The following is an 18,682-nucleotide window of genomic DNA, read 5'->3' as shown; positions in this document are numbered from 1 at the left end:
CGACCGGAAAAGAGGCTGCCATGAGCAAATTCGCACTCTATGCCGCGATGGCCGGGGCCGGGACGGTCGGCGTGATCGCCGTGGCCGTCGCGACGGGGCTTGTCACCCTGCCCGGGGACGAGGGACCCGTGCCGCAGAGTGATGCCGCCGTGGCGCCCGAGACGAGTGCGCCGCAACCCGGCGCCACGCCGGATGACGCGCAGGTGGATGCGACCGAGGACACGGCCCCGGCGGACCCCGTGGCAGGGCGTGCCGAGCCTGGCGCGGACGACCCCACCATGGCCGAGCCCGCGACACCCGCGGCGCCCAGTTTCGACGTGGTGCGCACCGAGGCCGATGGCAGCACACTGCTGGCCGGTCGCGGCACGCCCGGCGCCACGCTCGAGGTGCTGGTGAACGGTGTGCCCGCGGCCGAGCTCGAGGTCGGTCCGGATGGCAGCTTCACCACCTTCCTCGATCTGAAGATGGATGGCAGCGGCAGCGTGATCGCGCTGCGCCAGACCATCGGGGATCAGACGGTTACGGCGCAGGACGAGGTGATCGTCGCGCCGCGTCTGGCGGCGTCCGAGCCCGCGCCCGCCCCGGTGCTGGGCGACGAGGTGGCGACTTTGCTGCTGGAACAGGCCGAGGTGCCGCAGGAGGGTCCCTCCGAGGATCCCGCGCCGGGCACCGCACCGGCGCAGGATGATCCCGTGGCCGGGCTGCGTGACGGGGAGCCGGCGACGCTCTCTGATGCCGCGCGCGATCCCGGCCAGCCCTCCGTCGATACGACCGAACTGCCGCAACCCGGCGCGCCCGTACTGGCGGCCACCGATGGCGATCCGGCGCAGACCCCGCTGGGCACCATGCCCGGCGGGCTGACCCCGGCGCCGCGCCTCGCTTCGCCCGGCCGTGCGCTTCCGCTGCCGGGGCAGAGCCCCGACGCGCCCGCCGCCGGCACCCCGGCGCCGTTGCCCCGCACGGCCGAGGCTGCCGAGACAGGCGCAGAGGATCCGGCCAGCGTTGCGCAAGAGGTCGGAACCGGTGTTCCCGCGGAAGAAGGGACTGAACCCGGCGCCGCGACCCGGACCGCTCCCACAGAGACCGCGCAGGCCGAAACGCCCGAAGCCGGCACGCCCCGGCCCGAACCGCAGGGCAACGAGGCCGGAGGCAGCCCCCCCGCCGCCACAGAGACCGCGCAGGCCGAAACGCCCGAAGCCGGCACGCCACGGCCCGAACCACAAGGCGGCGAGGCCGGGGGCAGCACTCCCGCCGCCTCTGAAACTGGCGAGGAGGTCGCGGGCCTGACACCCGAGCAGGCCGAAGGGGGCGAAGACCCGCTGGCCGCGCCGGCCGACCGGGCCGAGCCCGGGCAGGCCGCGCCGGAGCGGGCCGAGGATGTCGCGCAGGAGCAGGGCTCCGAGCCCTCTGCGGGCGAGCGTGTGGTCCGCACAAGGACCGACCCGGCCACCCGAAGCGCCGAGCCGGAGGGCGACTCGCTCAATGCCGGGCCCGTGGTCGGCGACCGCGTGGCCCCGGCGCTGGAGCCCAGCCCCGAGACCGGAACTGGCCCCGAGGGGCTGCCCCGCGTCGCCGCGGGCCCCGAGATCACTGCGCCCGACAGCACGCCCACGCGCCAGCCCGGCGCCGCGCCCGACCCGGCGGCCCGCGCCGCACCGCGCCCCGATCCGGGCGGTGCGCCCGACCCGATCGGCGCGCAGGCCACCGTCACGGGCACCGCGCCGCAGCCCGGCGCCGCCCCCGGCACGGAACCCGCGCCGACACAGGAGGCGCTGGCGGTGCTGGCCCCCGGGCCGGGCCGCGAAAGCGCGCCGGATGCGCCGGTGCGGCCGGGCGGGTCCGAACTGCCGCGCAGCGATGCGTCCGCGCCCGCCGGGCTGCAGGCTCCGGCCGCCGGGGACGGGCCGACGGCCCGGGCCGAGATGGCCGATCCCAGCATCACCGCGCGCCGCACCCCCGGCGCCCAGCCGCGCCCCGAGAGCAGCGATGCGCCGCGCCCGCCCGCCGTGCTGCTGTCCAGCCCGCGCGGGGTCGAGGTGCTGCAGACCGCGCCGCTCAACCAGGGGCAGGTGGCGCTCGATTCGATCAGCTATGACGACGCGGGCGAGGTGCTGTTGTCGGGGCGCGGCTCGGACGCGACCTTCGTGCGCGTCTACCTGGACAATGCGCCGGTCACGACGTCGCGCATCCGCGAGGACGGTCGCTGGCGGGTGGAGCTGCCGCAGGTCGATACCGGCACGTACACGCTGCGCGTCGACCAGCTGAACGAAGCCGGCGAGGTCACGGCCCGGGTCGAGAGCCCCTTCCTGCGCGAAAGCGCCGAGGTGCTGGCCGCGGCGGCCGCGCTGGGCGAGGGCGGGCCGGTACAGTCGATCACCGTGCAGCCGGGCAACACGCTCTGGGGCATCTCGCGCGAACGCTACGGGCGCGGCATCTCCTACGTGCATGTCTACGAGGCCAACCGGAACCGCATCCGCGACCCCGACCTGATCTATCCCGGCCAGATCTTCGACATGCCCGACAGCGTGCCGCCCCCGGGCGAGTGAGCCCGGGCCGGCCCCCAGCGCAGAGCCCCCGTGCACGCCACGCCCTTTCCGCCGCAGGCGAACTGGGATAGCCGGTCGGGGAAGGAGACCACCCATGCCCACAGATATCTCTGCCGCCGAGCTGGCAGCCGCCGAGCGCCGCTCGGGCTGGCGCACCATCAAGCGGGTCTTTCCCTATCTCTGGCCCGAAGGGCAGACCTGGGTGAAGCGCCGCGTGGTGATCGCCATGGGCTTTCTGCTGCTGTCCAAGCTGATCGCCGTGGGCACGCCCGTGCTCTACAAGCGCGCTGTGGATTCGCTTTCGGGCGAGGTACCGGACCTCGCGCTGGGCGCGGTGGGGCTGACCGTCGCCTACGGCATGGCGCGGCTGATGACCGTGGGCTTCCAACAATTGCGCGACGCGGTCTTTGCCCGCGTCGGCCAGCGCGCTCTGCGGCGGCTGGCGCTGGAGACCTTCACCCATATCCATCGTCTTTCCATGCGCTATCACATCACGCGCAAGACCGGCGGGCTGTCCCGCATCATCGAGCGCGGCGTGAAGGGGGTGGAGTTCCTGCTGCGCTTCCTGCTGTTCTCGATCGGGCCGCTGATGCTGGAGCTTCTGCTGATCGCGCTGGTTCTGCTGTTCATGTTCGACGCCTGGTACCTGGCGGTGGTGGCCGGGGTGATCGCGCTCTATGTCTGGTTCACCTTCAAGGTGACCGAGTGGCGCGTGAAACTACGGCGCGAGATGAACAAGCAGGACACCGATGCCAACCAGAAGGCGATCGACAGCCTGCTGAACTTCGAGACGGTCAAGTATTTCGGCGCCGAGCAGCGCGAGGCCGACCGCTACGACAGCGCCATGCGCGCCTACGAGGCCGCGGCGATCAAGACCTCGACCTCGCTGGCCATGCTGAACGTGGGCCAGTCCTTCATCATCACCTCGGGGCTGGTGGGCGTGATGGTCATGGCGGCGGTGGGCGTGCAGAACGGCGCGCTGACCGTGGGCGATTTCGTCATGGTCAATACCTACATGATCCAGATCACCATGCCGCTGAACTTCCTCGGCACGGTTTACCGCGAGATCCGGCAGGCGCTGGTCGACATGGGCGAGATGTTCGACCTGCTGGAGCAGCCGCGCGAGGTGGCCGACAAGCCGGGCGCGCCGGAATTGCGTGTCTCGGGCGGGGTCGTGCGCTTTGACGATGTGCGTTTCGGCTATGACCCGGCGCGGCCCATCCTGAAGGGCATCGATGTCACCGTCGGCGCGGGCGAGAACGTGGCGCTGGTCGGGCCCTCGGGCTCGGGCAAGTCCACGATCGGCCGGCTGCTCTTCCGCTTCTACGACGTGCAGGGCGGGGCCGTGACCATCGATGGGCAGGACCTGCGCGATGTCACGCAGGACAGCCTGCACGCGGCGATCGGCGTGGTGCCGCAGGACACGGTGCTGTTCAACGACACGATCCGCTACAACATTGCCTATGGCCGCGACGGCGCCACCCAGGACGAGATCGAGGCCGCGGCGCGCGCGGCGCAGATCCACGACTTCATCCAGGGCCTGCCCGAGGGCTACGACACCGCGGTGGGTGAGCGCGGGCTGAAGCTGTCGGGCGGCGAGAAGCAGCGTGTGGGCATCGCGCGCACCCTGCTCAAGGATCCGCCGATCCTGCTGCTGGACGAGGCGACCAGCGCGCTGGACACCGAGACCGAGGCCTCGATCCAGGAGGCGCTGCGCCGCGCGGGCGAGGGGCGCACGGTCATCACCATCGCGCACCGCCTGTCCACCATCGCCGATGCCGACCGGATCGTGGTCCTGCAGGAGGGCGAGGTGGTCGAGCAGGGCACCCATGACGCGCTGCTGGCGCAGGGTGGGCGCTATGCCGCGCTCTGGGCACGTCAGCAGGCCGAGGAGGACGAGGACGCCGCCTGATCCGCGGGCGGTGCGGCCCGTTTGAAACACTTGCTGGTTTTCCCGAACGATCCGTTTGTTGCCTATCGGAAACTTGTTTCCTAGACAGGAGCGGGTTCCAACGGAAAGGACAGCACATGACGGCACGGGTGGACCGCGACGGGCTTCAGGTCGATCGCATCCTGGCAAGCTTCATCGAGGAGAAGGCCCTGCCGGGCAGCGGCGTGACGGCCGAGGCGTTCTGGTCGGCGCTGTCGCGGCTGGCGCATGAGTTCGGCCCGCGCAATGCCGCCCTGCTGGAAACGCGGGCCGAGATTCAGCGCCGGATCGACGACTGGCACAAGGCGCATGCCAACCAGCCGCATGACCACGCCGCCTACAAGGCCTTCCTCGAAGAGATCGGCTACCTGCGCCCCGAGGGCGGGGATTTCGAGATCGATACCGCCAATGTCGATCCCGAGATCGCGCATGTGCCGGGCCCGCAGCTGGTCGTGCCGATCACCAATGCGCGCTACGCGCTGAACGCGGCGAACGCGCGCTGGGGCAGCCTGTACGACGCGCTCTATGGTACCGATGCCATGGGCAGCCTGCCGCCCGCCGGCGGGTTCGAGCGCGGACGCGGCGCGCGCGTGGTGGGCCGGGCGCGGGTCTTCCTGGACGAGGCCTTCCCGGTCGAGGGCACCAGCCATTGCGACGTGCGCCGCTACCACGTGCGCCACGGCGCGCTGATGTGCGATGACAAGCCGCTGATCGACCCGTCCAAATTCGTGGGCTATTCCGGCCATGCCATGGCGCCCGACCGGGTGCTCTTGCGCAACAACGGGCTGCATGTGGAACTGGTCATCGACCGCACCCACCCGATCGGTGCGCGCGACCAGGCGGGGCTGGCGGATGTGCGGCTCGAGGCGGCGGTCTCGGCGATCATGGATTGCGAGGATTCCGTCGCCTGCGTCGATGCCGAGGACAAGGCGCTGGCCTATGGCAACTGGCTGGGCCTGATGAAGGGCGACCTGACCGAAGAACTCGAGAAGGGCGGCAAGCGCATCACCCGCGCGCTCGCCCCCGATCACCGCTATACCGCCCCCGATGGTGGCACGGTGACGGTGAAGGGCCGGGCGCTGATGCTTGTGCGCAATGTCGGCCACCTGATGACCAACCCCGCGATCCTGCTGCGCGACGGCGCCGAGATCCACGAGGGGCTGATGGATGCCATGGTCACCACGCTGATCGCGAAACACGACCTGGCCAAGAGTGACGGGCCGCGCAACAGCCATGCCGGCAGCGTCTACGTGGTCAAGCCCAAGATGCACGGCCCCGACGAGGTCGCCTTTGCCGACGAAATCTTCACCTTTGTCGAACAGGCGCTGGGCCTGCCGCAATACACTGTCAAGCTGGGCATCATGGACGAGGAGCGCCGCACCTCGGTCAACCTCAAGGAATGCATCCGCGCCGCACGCCACCGGGTGGCCTTCATCAATACCGGCTTCCTCGACCGCACCGGCGACGAGATCCACACCTCGATGGAGGCCGGGCCCTTCAGCCGCAAGGACTTCATCAAGCGCAAGGCGTGGATCGGCGGCTACGAGGATCTGAACGTGGATATCGGTCTGGAATGCGGCCTGTCGGGCCGCGCCCAGATCGGCAAGGGCATGTGGGCCATGCCCGACCGCATGGCCGCCATGCTGGAGGCCAAGATCGAGCATCCCAAGTCCGGCGCCAATTGCGCCTGGGTGCCGTCGCCCACCGCCGCCACGCTGCACGCGCTGCATTACCACAAGGTCGATGTCTTCGCGGTGCAGGACCGGCTGCGCAAGGCCGGGCGCCGGGCGCATGTGGACACGGTGCTGGACATACCCCTCGCCACCTACCGCAAGTGGAGCGAGGACCAGATCATCCGCGAGGTCGAGAACAACGCCCAGGGCATCCTGGGCTACGTGGTGCGCTGGGTCGACCAGGGCGTGGGCTGTTCCAAGGTGCCCGACATCAACGATGTGGGTCTGATGGAGGACCGCGCCACCTGCCGGATCAGCTCGCAGCATATCGCGAACTGGCTGCATCACGGCGTGATCTCGCGCGAGGCGGTGATGGAAATCATGCAGCGCATGGCCGAGGTGGTCGATCGCCAGAACGCCGACGATCCGCTCTACCGGCCGATGGCGCCGGGCTTCGACGGGATCGCCTTCCGCGCCGCCTGCGAGCTGGTCTTCGAGGGCCGCGCCCAGCCCTCGGGCTATACCGAGCCGGTGCTTCATGCCCGCCGGCTGGAGCTGAAAGCCGCCGCCGACGGCTGAGCCCCCCGGTCTGCCCGCCCTGCGGGCAGACCTGCCCTTGCGCAGGGCGGGCCTGCGCGGGTTCATCTTTTCCTCGCAGCCCCCATGCTTTACAAACGGTCCAAACAAGCGGAGCGCAAGCATGGCACGGCCCATCGTCGGCATCATCGGCAACCAGCACCTGATCAACGACCAGTACCCGGCCCATGCCGGCGGCTCGATGAACTCCGAGGCCGTGTCGGCGGTGTCACATTGCCTGCCGCTGCTGGTGCCCGCCGATCCGCGCTTCCTGTCGGTCGAAGAGCTGCTCGAGACCTGCGACGGCTTCCTGCTGACCGGCGGCCGGCCCAATGTCCATCCCGAGGAATATGGCGAGGAATGGACCGAGGCGCATGGCAATTACGACCGCGCGCGCGATGCCATCGTGCTGCCCCTGGTGCGTGCCTGCGTCGAGCGCGGCCAGCCCTTCTTCGGGATCTGCCGCGGCTTCCAGGAGGTCAATGTCGCCATGGGCGGCACGCTCTACCCCGAGATCCGCGACCTGCCGGGGCGGATGAACCACCGGATGCCGCCCGACGGCACGCTGGAAGAGAAATTCGCCCTGCGCCACATCGTGACCCTGTCCGAGGGCGGCGTCTTCCACCGGCTGTTCGGATCGACCGAGGTGATGACCAACACGCTGCACGGGCAGGGCATCAAGCGGCCGGGCGCGCGCATCGTGATCGAGGGGCATGCGCCCGACGGCACGCCCGAGGCGATCCATGTCAAGGACGCGCCGGGCTTTACCCTGTCGGTGCAGTGGCACCCGGAATGGGATGCGGCCAACGACCCGGTCTCGCGCCCGCTCTTCGAGGCGTTCGGCCGCGCGGTGCATGACTGGGCGGCCGGGCAGGGCAGCGAGCTGCGCCGCAGCGCCTGAGTCGTCCCGCCGCGCCTTGCGCCCGATCAAGGCGCGCGCCGGTCGCGTCACGCAGACTGTGCGCGCAACCGACCGGGAGAGACCCATGCGCATTCTGATCGCCTATGCCACGACCGAGGGGCAGACCCGCAAGATCTGCCGTTTCCTGTCGGACCGACTGGTGGATGCCGGCCACAGCGTCGAGTTGCTGCATGTCGAGGATGCCGGGCCGCTGGATGCGGCGCGGTTCGACGCCGCGATCCTCGCCGCCTCGGTCCACGCTTGGCACGTGCAGCCCGCCTTCATCGCCTTCGCCAAGGCCAACGCGACGGCGCTGGCCGGGCTGCGGACGCTGTACCTGCAAGTCTCGCTGGGCGCGGTGGGCAATGATCCCGAGGAACGCGCCGATCTTGACAAGATCGCCGCCGAGATGGTCGAGAAATCGGGTTGGACGCCGGGCCGGACCGCGCATGTGGCCGGCGCGCTGCGCTTCGACGCCTATGATTTCCTCAAGGCCTGGGTGATGCGCCGCATCGCGCGCGACCACGACATGCCCTTCGATCCGAAGGGCACGACCGAGTTCACGGATTGGGCTGCGCTGGAGGCGCTGGCCGATGAGTGGGCCGGCGGGGCCACCGGCTAGGCCGCGGCCGCGACGGGGGTGGGCGGGGCCATCAGGGCCTGCACCTCGTGCCGGGCCAGGCAGGTGCGCGCGGTCTCGCCATAGCGCGACGGGTCGGCGCGCAGCCCGGGCATGTGGCGGAACAGGTCCTCCCGCGCGTCGGTCGCCATGGCGTGCAGCGCGTGGTCGCCCACGAAGAAACTCTCGGTCGCGACACCCTCGGCAAAGATCACCTGGTGGCGGTCCAGCAGCAGGTGGATATAGCCCATCTTCGCATGCGGCTCGCGGGTGATGTCGCACCCGTCCACCATGTGGCTGGCGGCGGCGAAGACCTCGCTCTCGCCCAGCAGCAGCTGCGGGCGATAGCCCTCGATCAGCAGCCGGTGCTGGGGCGAAACGAGCAGCGGCGCCATGGCCCCCGGCAGGACCTGCGGCGCGATGCGGATCGGCGCGAGGCTGCCGCGCGCGGGCACGGTGCTGCGGCCGATCCAGCGCAGCGGTTGCAGCCCGTCATCGCGGGTCACCAGCCTGTCGCCGGGGCGCAGCGTCTCGATCGGGCGGTAATCTGCCTCGGTCAGGATGCGCGTGCCCGGGGTGAAGCAGATCACGCTGTCGATATTCGAGAAATTGACCAGCGTGCCGTCCAGCATCTGCACCGTGCCGGTCAGCTCTCCCCCCGCGTTCGAGGTGATGTTGAGCGTGGTGCGGTCGGCCAGCCCGTTCAGGTCCAGCCGGTCGCCGCCGGACTGCCCGGTGGTCAGCCCCTCGATGAAGATCGCGCCGCTGCCGGCCTCGGCCAGGTCGACCAGCGTGATCACGTCATCGCCCGCGCCGCCATTGATCGTGTCGCCCTGCGCGGCATAGATCGTGTCATTGCCGGCGCCGCCTGACAGCGCATCCGCGCCGGTCCCGCCACGGATCACGTCGTCGCCCGCGCCGCCATCCACCTTGTCGGCCTCCGCGCCGCCATCGATCCGGTCATCGCCGCCGCCGCCGCTGATCGCGTCGCTGCCGCTGCCGCCGGTCAGCAGGTCAGTGCCCGCGCCGCCGGTCAGCTCGTCATTGCCTGTGCCGCCCTCCAGCGTGTCGGCGCCCGTGCCGCCATCCAGCAGATCGTCACCATCCCCGCCGATCAGTGAATCCGCGCCCTCTTCGCCAAAAAGCTGGTCATCGCCGGCGCGCCCGTCCAGCGTGTCGGCGCCCAGCCCGCCATAGAAGATGTTGGTCCAGCCGGGCCCCTCGGCATCATAGCCGGTCAGGCTGTCGGCGAAATCCGAGCCGATCAGCCCGTCGATCCCGCCGCTGTCCACGTCGCCCGTGGCATGCCCGCCGGAAAAGCTGTTGGTCTCGAGGTCGATCGTGACGCCCGCATCCGACCCCGCATAGGAGGCATAGTCCATCCCGGCCCCGCCCGAGAGGCTGTCCGCCCCGGCGCCACCCTCCAGGGTGTCATCGCCCGTGCCGCCGAACAAGATGTCGGCGCCAGCATCGCCGCTCAGCGTGTCGGCCCCGTCGCCGCCCTCCAGCACATCGGCGCCGTCGCCGCCCGTCAGCGTGTCGGCGCCGCCCGCGCCCAGCAGGCTGTCGGCGCCCGCACCCCCGTCGAGGCTGTCATTGTCGGCGCCGCCATCCAGCGTGTCGGCGCCCTCCTGTCCGAACAGCGTGTCATCGCCCGCGCCGCCCAGCAGGCTGTCATCGCCGTTGGCCACGCGCACCGCCTCGAACTGCACGTCGGTCAGCCAGATCGCCTGCGTGCCGCCCTGCAGGTTGGCATAGACCACCTCGATCTCGGCCACCGGGCCGGCCACCTCGACCAGGACCGAGCCGCCGGCGCTGGTGGGCGCTTCGGCCAGTGTCTCGGCCGTGACGGTGTTGCCCGAGACCGTGTCGCCGCCGCCCGGGGTCAGGCTGACCGCGACCGGGTTGCCATCGGCGTCATAGGCGTTGACCGTGAAGATGTCGGTGTGGTTGCCGCTGCCCCAGTCCACGTCGTTGACCCGGAACGAGACGTTCTGCACCTCGTCCTCGACCGAGGCGCCCGAGGAGGCGGCAAAGGACATGACCGTGGTCGAGGTCGCTCCGTCGCCATTGCCGAACATGTAGAGCGCCGAGTTCGAGGAATAGTCCTCGCCCGGGGCCACGTATTGGCCTTGCGTGTCGACCTCGAAGAGTGGCGCGTTGTTGCCGTCATTTACGAAGGCCAGCGTGACGTCGATCTCGCCCGTGTCCTGCGTGAAACCGGCCGACAGGTCGGTGCCGTTGCCGCCTTGCTGCGTCCAGTTCAGCTCGCCGGTCGCCGGCGCGGCGCTGTAGCTGCCGTAATCGCCATAGACGAGATCCGCGCCGTCGCCCGCATCCACCGTGTCGCTGCCCTGTCCGGCGGTCACCGTGTCATCGCCCGCGCCGGCGGCGATGCTGTCATCGGGGCCCAGCGGCGACAGGTCCACGCCCTCGCCCTCGGCATCGAGGTAGTCGGGGTCGATCACGTCGGCCCGGCCGGTGCCGTCGATCACCCCGTCGCCGCCCGTGGGCTGGAAATCGGCATAGGTGAAGGCGATGTCCCCGCCCGAGGCATTGGGGTTCGAATCGTAGCTCTGCACCTGGTAGCTGCGGCCCGGCACCAGCGGCTGCTCGGACAGGGTGTAGAACCCGCTCGCCCCGCCGCCCTCGACCTGCAGCTGCACCACCTGGAAGCTCTCGCCGGTCACGCTGTCCAGCACGGTCCAGGCCAGCTCGGCATCCATGTTCACGCCGAAGGAGCTGCCCGCGGCGGTGGTGGCGTCGCCAAAGGCGCGTTCGCCGCCGGCGCTGTCATCGTCCAGCGTCAGCCCGCCGGTGCCGGCCTCGTTGTCGGTGATCGTCGCGCTGCCGCCATAGGTGCCGGGCCCGGTCCAGACGAAGCTGCCGAAGGTGGGGATCGTCCCCTGCGGATTGAAATCGTAGAAATCGACCGTGTAGACCGGCATGCCGCCCCTGCCTTCTTTGCCTGCTGCGCCCACGGCCGGGGCCTGCCCGGACAGGGGGCGCGCCGACCCTCGCCGTGCCTTGCGAGGGTCGGTCGCCCGTTCTGCTTGCCTTCGAACGGCCCGAGGGAAGAGGGCCGTTTCCAATATGGCTACAGTCGCGCGGTGGCAGCGATGCGGTGCAATCGGGTCAAATGCAGGGTAAATTCGCGGCAGCTGCCACGAAAAAGCCCGGCCACAGGGGCCGGGCTGTCAGGCAGGCGCCAGTTCAGGGCGCTCAGATGTAGAAGTCGAACTGCTTGCGCAGGGGCAATTCGCGGACGCGTTGTCCGGTCAGGTCGAACAATGCATTGGCCAGCGCCGGCGCGGCGGGCGGGGTGCCGACCTCGCCAATGCCGTTCAGACGCTCCTGGGTCTCGAGGATCTGCACGTCGACCTGCGGCATCTGGGACATGCGCAGCGGTTCGTAATCGGGGAAATTCTGCTGCTCGACCCGGCCGCCGGCAAAGGTGATCTCTTCGCCCATGGCGGCGGACAGCCCGTAGACCATGCCGCCCGAGAGCTGCGCCTCGATGATGCGTGGATCCAGCGCGATGCCCGGATCGGCGGCGATCCAGGCATGGGTCAGCCGGATGGGCCCGTGCGACACCGTGCCATCCTCGGCGGTCTCGCTGTCGCGCTGCACCTCGATCACCATCGCCGTGGGCGTGCCGAAACTGTAGACCATGGCGACGCCCCGGCCGGTGCCCTCGGGCGTCTCGCCGGTCCAGCCCGACATGTCGCGCACCGCCTCCAGCACGTAATAGGCCGGCAGCCACTCGTCCCGCGTCAGCGCCATGCGGAAGGCCAACGGATCGGCCCCGGCGGCATGGGCCAGCTCGTCCATGAAGCTTTCATGGAAGAAGCCGTTGAAGCTTGCCCCGACCGAGCGCCAGAACCCCATGGGTGCCCCGACATCGGCCTTGTGCCCGGTGACCCGGTAGTTGGGAATGCCGTAGGGCTGGTTGTAGATGCCGTCGACGATGCTCTTGTCCGGCCCGCCCGGGGCGAACCCCATCCAGCGATCCAGCGCCTGCGCCGTCACCGAGGGGGCCGAGACCGCGGCGTCGAAGACCACCGCGCGCCCGTCGGCCACCGCGCCGGTCATCCGGGCCATGGCGGCGGGGCGGTAGAAGTCGTGGGTCATGTCCTCTTCGCGCGACCATGTCAGCTGGACCGGCGTGCCGGGCATGGCCTTGGCGACGCGGGTGGCCAGCACGGCATAGTCGAACTCGCCCCGCCGGCCGAAGCCGCCGCCCATCAGCGTGACATTCACCTCGACCCGCTCGGCCGGGATGCCGGCCTCGTCGGCACAGGCGGCCTGCAGAAAGGTCGGCGCCTGGTTGCCGCACCAGATGCGCAGCGTGTCGCCGTCGATCCAGGCGGTCGCGTTCATCGGCTCCATCGTCGCATGGGCCAGGAAGGGCACGCGGTATTCGGCCGTGACCTCGCGCGCGCCCTCGGGCAGGTCGGTCACGTCGCCATCATCGCGAAAGCGCGAGTCCGGCTCGGTCGCGAAACCCGCGGCGACGGCCTGCATCATCTCGTCGGTGGTGGCGGCATGGTCCGGCATCTCCCACTCGACGGGGATCGCGTCCACGGCCTGCTGCGCCAGCCAGGTGTTGGTGGCGATCACCGCGACGCCGTCGCCCATGTCGACCACCTTCTCGACCCCGGCCATGCGGTCGATCCCGAACGCGTCGAACCCGGCCATCCGGCCCCCCTTGGGCGCCATGCGCAGCGCCGCAAAGCGCAGCCCCGGCGGGCGCACGTCGATGCCGAAGGTGGCGGTGCCGGTGGACTTGCCCGGCACGTCGATGCGCGGCTGCGGCTGGCTAAGGATGGTCCAGTCGCGCGGGTCGCGCAGGCGGATGCGAGGCGTCTCGAGCTCGGCCGCGGCGGCGGCCAGCTCGCCATAGGGCAGGGTGGTGCCGTCCGGCGCGATCACCGCGCCGTCGCGGGTCGTCAGCGAGGCCCGGTCGACACCCAGCCGTTCGGCTGCGGCGGCCTTGAGCATCTCGCGCGCCCCGGCACCGGCCACGCGCATCCGCTCGAACCCGTCCTTCATCGCGGTGGACCCGCCGGTCACCTGCATCGAGAAGACCTTGCCCATCACGCCCATCGCCTCGCCCAGCGAATGCTGGAAGCTCGACGCGTCATAGCCCTTGTGCGACAGGCCCTCGCCCATCATGGCGCTGTTGTAATAGGCCTGTGCGGGCGGGCCGTGCATCACCTGTACATCCGCCAGCGCCACGTCCAGCTCCTCGGCGATCAGCGCGGCCCAGGTGGTCTGCGTGCCCTGGCCCATCTCGGCCCGGGGCGCGATCAGGGTGACGCCCTCGGGCGTGACCAGCACGAAGGGGTTCAGCGCGGCCTCGTCTGCGCCCGGCTGCAGCGGGTTCGGCGCCGGGCGCGAGACGTACCACGCGCCGAAGGCCGCGCCGCCGGCGATGGCGACGGCGCCGAACAGGAAGGTGCGGCGGGCGATCTTGCCGATGCTGGCCATGGGTTACGCCTCCTGTGCGGCCGCGCGGATGGCGGCGCGGATCCGGGGATAGGTGCCGCAGCGGCAGAGATTGCCGGCCATGGCGGCGTCGATCTCGTCATCGCTGGGCGCCGGGGTCTCGGCCAGAAGGGCCGCGGCCTGCATGATCTGGCCCGACTGGCAATAGCCGCATTGCGCGACCTGGTGATCGATCCAGGCCTGCTGCAACCGGTGCAGCGTCTCGGGCGTGCCCAGCCCCTCGATCGTGGTCACCTCGCCCCAGACATCGCCGAGCGCGACCTGGCAGGCGCGCACCGCCTGCCCGTCGATATGCACCGTGCAGGCGCCGCAGGCCGCGACGCCGCAGCCGAATTTCGTGCCGGTCAGGTTCAGCGCGTCGCGCAGCACCCAGAGCAGCGGAACGTCATCGGGCAGGTCGACCTCCTGCGCCGCGCCGTTGACGGTGAGACTCGTGGCCATGACATGCGTCTCCTTCTCGTGGTCGGGCAGGTCGCCCTGGCTGTGCCGAACAGGTCCTGCCCGGTCTTATACGTGCTTGTCCCGCGGCCGGCCATCACCGATCGGTGACCACCGCCGCGTCGCCTGCGAGACGTTATAGCCGACGCACCGGAAATGTCGCGCCCCGACCCCGCGCCTCGCGAAACGCTGTCACGCGGAGCGCGCCTGCCGGCGCGCGCAGGTTCATCGCGGCGCCGGCCTCCGGCCTCTGCCGCAACCGCAAATGGCACCGTGACGCCCCGTGCAGCCGTGCGGGCATGTGAGACGTGCTTTCATCTTTCCTCAAATACTCCCGCCGGAGGCGTCCGCCCGTCTCAGATCTCGCCGCCGGCGATCCGCAGCGCCTCGCCATTGACGCTGCCCGAATGCGGCCCGCAGAGGAAGAGCGCCGCCGCGGCCACCTCCTCGGGCGCGATCAGGCGGCCATGCGGGTTGACCCCGACCATCAGCGCGCGGCTCTCTTCCTCGGATTTGCCGGTGCGCGCCATGATCGAGGCCACGTTGCGCTCCACGATCTCGGTATCGACGTAGGCCGGGCAGAGCGCGTTGAAGGTGAGCGGGCGGGTCGCGTAGTCGGCCGCGAGCCCGCGGATCAGCCCGACCATCGCGTGTTTGGAGGCGGTATAGGCCGGCGCGCCTTTCAGCCCCTTCACCCCCGCGATCGAGGCTACGGCGATCACCCGGCCCCAATCCGTCTCGGCCATGCTGCGCAGCGATTCGCGGATCGTCAGGAAGGCGCCGTCGAGATTGGTGGCCATGGTCTGGCGCCAGAACCCCATCTCGGTCTTGAGCAGGGACCGGCCCTCGGCGATGCCGGCATTGGCGACGCAGATCCGGACCGGCCCGCGCGCCGCCACCGCGTCGGCGATCCCGTCGCGGACCGAGGTCTCGTCGGTGACATCCATCTGCCGCGCGTGGATGCGCCCGCCCGACGCGGCCTGAAGCCGGGCAAGGTCGCGCCCGGTGATCGTGACCTCCGCCCCCTCGGCCGCCAGCCGCCGGGCGATGGCCAGCCCGATCCCGCTGCCGCCGCCGGTCACCAGCGCGTGTCTGCCCTCCAGCATCATGCTCCCTCCCTTTTGCGGTCAGCGTACCCGTCTGCCGCGATTGGGCAAGGGGCGGCGTGCCGGGTCTTGGCTTTGTCATTCACGCATGCGAATATGTATTCGAAACGAGGGAGGAGCACATGATGACACGATGGATGCTGGCACTGGTCTGCGCCGGGGGCGCGGCCATGGCGAGCGAGGATATCGCCGACAAGTACCCGCAATCCGAGCTCTACGACAAGCCGGTGGAGGTGATCCCGCATGTCTGGAGCGCGATCGGCGCCACCGCGCCGCCCACCTACGAGAATGCCGGGCACAACAACAATCTCAGCTTCGTGGTCACCGGCGACGGGATCGTGGTGATCAATGGCGGCGCCAGCGTGCGGCTGGCCGCGGCGCTGCATGACGAGATCCGCGCCGTCACCGACCAGCCGGTGCGGCTGGTGATCAACGAGAACGGACAGGGCCATGCCATGCTGGGCAATGCCTACTGGGCGGATCTGGGCGTGGACATCCTCGCCCACGAGGACGCCATTCACGAGATCGAGGAGAACGGCGATTTCATCCTGCAGGGCATGCAGGGCTACAACCGGGACCGCGCCGAGGGCACGCGGGTGGCCGTGCCCAATCTCTCCTTCAGCGATCGGCACGTGGTCGAGATGGGGGAAGTCACGCTCGAGGTGCTGCATCTCGGCCCCGCGCACGGGCCGGGCGACACGCAGGTCTGGATCCCCGACTGGCAGATCGTGATCGCCGGCGACATCGCCTTCCACGAGCGCATGCCGCCGATCTTCGGCGACACCTGCACCTCCTGCTGGATCGAGACCTTCGACGGCCCCTTCACCGCGCTGGGCGCGACCTATGTCATCCCCGGGCACGGGCACCCGACCAACATGGCGCAGGTCACCCGCTATACCTCGGACTATCTCAAGGACCTGCGGGCCAAGATCCGCGCGCATCTCGACGCGGGCGGCGATCTGGCCGAGGCCTATTACGTCGACCAGTCGCGCTGGCAGATGCTGGACACGTTCGAGGAACTGGCCACCAAGAATGCCGGGCGCGTCTACGAGGAGATGGAGTGGGAATAGACCCCGCGCCGCGCGCGGTCCCGACAGCCCGGCCCCGCGGACGCCCAGCCGCGCCCAAGCGCCGCGGGGCCGGAGTACCTCTTTGCGCCCCCGGCAGCGCGGGGATAGGTTGCAGCGCGCCGCCCCCGCGGGGCGGCGCTGGCATGATGTCGAGAGGGCCGGAATGCTGAAATGGATCGACATGCCGCCGGTCTGGCTGGCCGGGGCACTGGCGCTGGCCTGGTGGCAGAGCACGGCGCTTGGGATGGGCCTGTCCTTCGGGCCGGTCTGGGCCGACCTGCTGGGCGGGATGCTGGTCGGCGGCGGCCTGCTGCTGATCGCGCTGGCGCTGTTCGAGATGCGCCGCCACCGCACCACGGTCATCCCCCACCAGGAGGCCGACCGGCTGGTGACCAGCGGCATCTTCAAGCGCAGCCGCAACCCGATCTACCTTGGCGATTCGCTGATCCTGACGGGGATGATCCTCTACTGGGACGCCGTGCTGGCCCTGCCGCTCGTGCCGATCCTTGTCTGGATCCTCGAGAAGCGCTTCATCGAGCCGGAAGAGGCGCGATTGCGAAGAAAGTTTGTTGCGGGCTTTACACGGTACGCGCAAGAAACGAGAAGGTGGCTCTGACAATCCGTGCCGATCCGGGGGCGCAGGCACTGCCTTGCTGCCTCTAGGTCAGCAGTATAGACCGATCCCGAAGACGTGCGCCTGCGCGCGCAGCATCCTTGAAGAGGGGGACAACCGTGAAGATAGGGACTCCGAAAGAGATCGAGGCCGGGGAGAACCGGGTCGCGATGACACCGGACTCGGCCCGCCAGCTGCAGAAGCTGGGTCATGACTGCCTGATCGAAACCGGTGCCGGCACCCGCGCCGGCTTTGCCGATGCCGATTACGCCGCGGCCGGTGTCGAGGTGGTGGACAGCGCCGATGCGCTCTGGTCCGGGGCCGACATCATCGCCAAGGTCCGTATCCCGACCCCGGACGAGCTGGACCATCTGAGCGCCGACAAGACGCTGATCACCTTCTTCAATCCCGGCGGCAACCAGGACGGGCTGGACAAGGCCAAGGCCAAGGGCGCCAATGTCATCGCCATGGAGGCGGTGCCGCGGATCAGCCGCGCGCAGAAGATGGACGCGCTGTCCTCGATGGCCAACATTGCCGGCTACCGCGCGGTGATCGAGGCGGGCAACAATTTCGGCCGCTTCTTCACCGGGCAGGTGACGGCGGCGGGCAAGGTGCCGCCGGCCAAGGTGCTGGTTGTGGGCGCCGGCGTGGCCGGGCTGGCCGCGATCGGCACCTCGACCAGCCTTGGCGCGATCACCTATGCCTTCGACGTGCGCCCCGAGGTGGCCGAGCAGGTCGAGAGCATGGGCGCCGAGTTCGTCTATCTCGATTTCGAGGAAGAGCAGCAGGATGGCAGCGCCTCGGGCGGCTATGCCTCGGTCTCGAGCCCCGAGTTCCGCGAGGCGCAGCTGGCCAAGTTCCGCGAACTGGCCCCCGAGGTGGACATCGTCATCACCACGGCGCTGATCCCCAACCGCGAGGCGCCCAAGCTGTGGCTTGACGACATGGTCAAGGCAATGAAGCCCGGCTCGGTCATCATCGACCTCGCCGCCGAGCGCGGCGGCAATGTCGAGGGTACCGTCAAGGACGAGAAGGTCGTGACCGAGAACGGCGTGACCATCGTGGGCTACACCGATTTCCCGTCGCGCATGGCCACCCAGTCCTCGACGCTCTACGCCACCAACATCCGTCACATGATGACCGACCTGACGCCCGAGAAGGACGGCAAGGTCAACCACGACATGGATGACGACGTGATCCGCGGCGCGACCGTCACCTACCAGGGCGAGATCACCTTCCCGCCGCCGCCGCCCAAGGTGCAGGCGATCGCGGCGCAGAAGCGCGAGAAGCCCAAGGAGCTGACGCCCGAGGAGAAGCGCGAGCAGGAGATCGCCGCCTTCCGCAAGCAGACCCGCAACCAGGTCGGCCTGCTGGCCGCGGGCGGTTCGGTGTTGCTGCTGATGGGGCTGGTCACGCCGGCCAGCTTCATGCAGCATTTCATCGTCTTCGTGCTGGCCGTCTTCGTCGGCTTCCAGGTGATCTGGAACGTGGCGCACAGCCTGCACACGCCGCTGATGGCGGTGACCAACGCGATCTCGTCGATCATCATTCTGGGCGCGCTGATGCAGATCGGCTCGGGGTCCTTCCTTGTCATCCTGCTGGCGGCGGTGTCCGTCTTCATGGCCGGGATCAACATATTCGGCGGCTTCCTCGTGACGCGCCGGATGCTGGCAATGTTCCAGAAGTCGTAAGGGGGCAGGAC

At 69.8% G+C, this 18,682-nt stretch carries 12 protein-coding genes; 8 read left to right on the top strand and 4 right to left on the bottom strand.

What is annotated here, in order from left to right:
• The first annotated feature begins 20 nt into the window (after positions 1-20).
• The 5 genes from AVJ23_RS19695 to AVJ23_RS19675 all read left to right on the top strand — a co-directional run bounded on the left by AVJ23_RS19695 (position 21) and on the right by AVJ23_RS19675 (position 8,248).
• Positions 21-2,546: a LysM peptidoglycan-binding domain-containing protein gene (locus AVJ23_RS19695; protein WP_058863946.1), complete on the top strand. Its 2,526-nt coding sequence runs from the start codon at positions 21-23 to the stop codon at positions 2,544-2,546.
• Between the two features lie 94 nt (positions 2,547-2,640).
• The gene (locus tag AVJ23_RS19690) at positions 2,641-4,458 is read left to right on the top strand and encodes an ABCB family ABC transporter ATP-binding protein/permease (RefSeq protein ID WP_058863945.1); all 1,818 of its coding nucleotides are present in this window, start codon (positions 2,641-2,643) and stop codon (positions 4,456-4,458) included.
• Positions 4,459-4,574: 116 nt separating this feature from the next.
• Positions 4,575-6,728, top strand: coding sequence for a malate synthase G (locus tag AVJ23_RS19685; protein WP_058863944.1), 2,154 nt, complete (start codon positions 4,575-4,577; stop codon positions 6,726-6,728).
• Between the two features lie 121 nt (positions 6,729-6,849).
• Positions 6,850-7,626 carry a gamma-glutamyl-gamma-aminobutyrate hydrolase family protein gene (locus tag AVJ23_RS19680; RefSeq protein WP_058863943.1) on the top strand — a complete coding sequence of 259 codons (777 nt, stop codon included), beginning with the start codon at positions 6,850-6,852 and terminating at the stop codon, positions 7,624-7,626.
• 85 nt (positions 7,627-7,711) lie between these two features.
• Positions 7,712-8,248, top strand: coding sequence for a flavodoxin domain-containing protein (locus tag AVJ23_RS19675; RefSeq protein WP_058863942.1), 537 nt, complete (start codon positions 7,712-7,714; stop codon positions 8,246-8,248).
• Here the strand turns inward: AVJ23_RS19675 and AVJ23_RS19670 are convergent.
• From AVJ23_RS19670 to AVJ23_RS19655, 4 genes are all read right to left on the bottom strand, one after another.
• On the bottom strand, positions 8,245-11,193 hold the full coding sequence (locus AVJ23_RS19670; protein ID WP_058863941.1) for a Hint domain-containing protein: 2,949 nt from the start codon (positions 11,191-11,193) through the stop codon (positions 8,245-8,247). The genes AVJ23_RS19675 and AVJ23_RS19670 overlap by 4 nt on opposite strands.
• Before the next feature lie 274 nt (positions 11,194-11,467).
• Positions 11,468-13,735 carry a xanthine dehydrogenase family protein molybdopterin-binding subunit gene (locus tag AVJ23_RS19665; protein WP_058863940.1) on the bottom strand — a complete coding sequence of 756 codons (2,268 nt, stop codon included), beginning with the start codon at positions 13,733-13,735 and terminating at the stop codon, positions 11,468-11,470.
• A 3-nt stretch (positions 13,736-13,738) separates the two neighbouring features.
• Positions 13,739-14,194 carry a (2Fe-2S)-binding protein gene (locus AVJ23_RS19660; protein WP_058863939.1) on the bottom strand — a complete coding sequence of 152 codons (456 nt, stop codon included), beginning with the start codon at positions 14,192-14,194 and terminating at the stop codon, positions 13,739-13,741.
• A 353-nt stretch (positions 14,195-14,547) separates the two neighbouring features.
• The gene (locus AVJ23_RS19655) at positions 14,548-15,297 is read right to left on the bottom strand and encodes an SDR family NAD(P)-dependent oxidoreductase (protein WP_367576940.1); all 750 of its coding nucleotides are present in this window, start codon (positions 15,295-15,297) and stop codon (positions 14,548-14,550) included.
• A gap of 125 nt (positions 15,298-15,422) precedes the next feature.
• Between AVJ23_RS19655 and AVJ23_RS19650 the strand changes: the two genes are divergently transcribed.
• From AVJ23_RS19650 to AVJ23_RS19640, 3 genes are all read left to right on the top strand, one after another.
• On the top strand, positions 15,423-16,367 hold the full coding sequence (locus AVJ23_RS19650; RefSeq protein ID WP_058863937.1) for an MBL fold metallo-hydrolase: 945 nt from the start codon (positions 15,423-15,425) through the stop codon (positions 16,365-16,367).
• A 163-nt stretch (positions 16,368-16,530) separates the two neighbouring features.
• On the top strand, positions 16,531-16,983 hold the full coding sequence (locus AVJ23_RS19645) for a methyltransferase family protein (protein ID WP_058863936.1): 453 nt from the start codon (positions 16,531-16,533) through the stop codon (positions 16,981-16,983).
• Positions 16,984-17,099: 116 nt separating this feature from the next.
• Entirely contained in the window at positions 17,100-18,671 is a 1,572-nt protein-coding gene (locus tag AVJ23_RS19640; RefSeq protein ID WP_058863935.1) for a Re/Si-specific NAD(P)(+) transhydrogenase subunit alpha, read from the top strand.
• Positions 18,672-18,682 lie beyond the last annotated feature (11 nt).

The sequence above is a fragment of the Pseudoponticoccus marisrubri genome, assembly GCF_001482405.1.
Lineage (GTDB): Bacteria > Pseudomonadota > Alphaproteobacteria > Rhodobacterales > Rhodobacteraceae > Pseudoponticoccus > Pseudoponticoccus marisrubri.
This window is presented reverse-complemented; position numbering and strand designations above follow the sequence as displayed.

Coding starts and splice junctions, on each gene's coding strand:
- AVJ23_RS19695 (WP_058863946.1), top strand. CDS start 21: ATGAGCAAATTCGCACTCTATGCCGCGATGGCCGGGGCCGGGACGGTC.
- AVJ23_RS19690 (WP_058863945.1), top strand. CDS start 2,641: ATGCCCACAGATATCTCTGCCGCCGAGCTGGCAGCCGCCGAGCGCCGC.
- AVJ23_RS19685 (WP_058863944.1), top strand. CDS start 4,575: ATGACGGCACGGGTGGACCGCGACGGGCTTCAGGTCGATCGCATCCTG.
- AVJ23_RS19680 (WP_058863943.1), top strand. CDS start 6,850: ATGGCACGGCCCATCGTCGGCATCATCGGCAACCAGCACCTGATCAAC.
- AVJ23_RS19675 (WP_058863942.1), top strand. CDS start 7,712: ATGCGCATTCTGATCGCCTATGCCACGACCGAGGGGCAGACCCGCAAG.
- AVJ23_RS19670 (WP_058863941.1), bottom strand. CDS start 11,193: ATGCCGGTCTACACGGTCGATTTCTACGATTTCAATCCGCAGGGGACG.
- AVJ23_RS19665 (WP_058863940.1), bottom strand. CDS start 13,735: ATGGCCAGCATCGGCAAGATCGCCCGCCGCACCTTCCTGTTCGGCGCC.
- AVJ23_RS19660 (WP_058863939.1), bottom strand. CDS start 14,194: ATGGCCACGAGTCTCACCGTCAACGGCGCGGCGCAGGAGGTCGACCTG.
- AVJ23_RS19655 (WP_367576940.1), bottom strand. CDS start 15,297: ATGCTGGAGGGCAGACACGCGCTGGTGACCGGCGGCGGCAGCGGGATC.
- AVJ23_RS19650 (WP_058863937.1), top strand. CDS start 15,423: ATGACACGATGGATGCTGGCACTGGTCTGCGCCGGGGGCGCGGCCATG.
- AVJ23_RS19645 (WP_058863936.1), top strand. CDS start 16,531: ATGCTGAAATGGATCGACATGCCGCCGGTCTGGCTGGCCGGGGCACTG.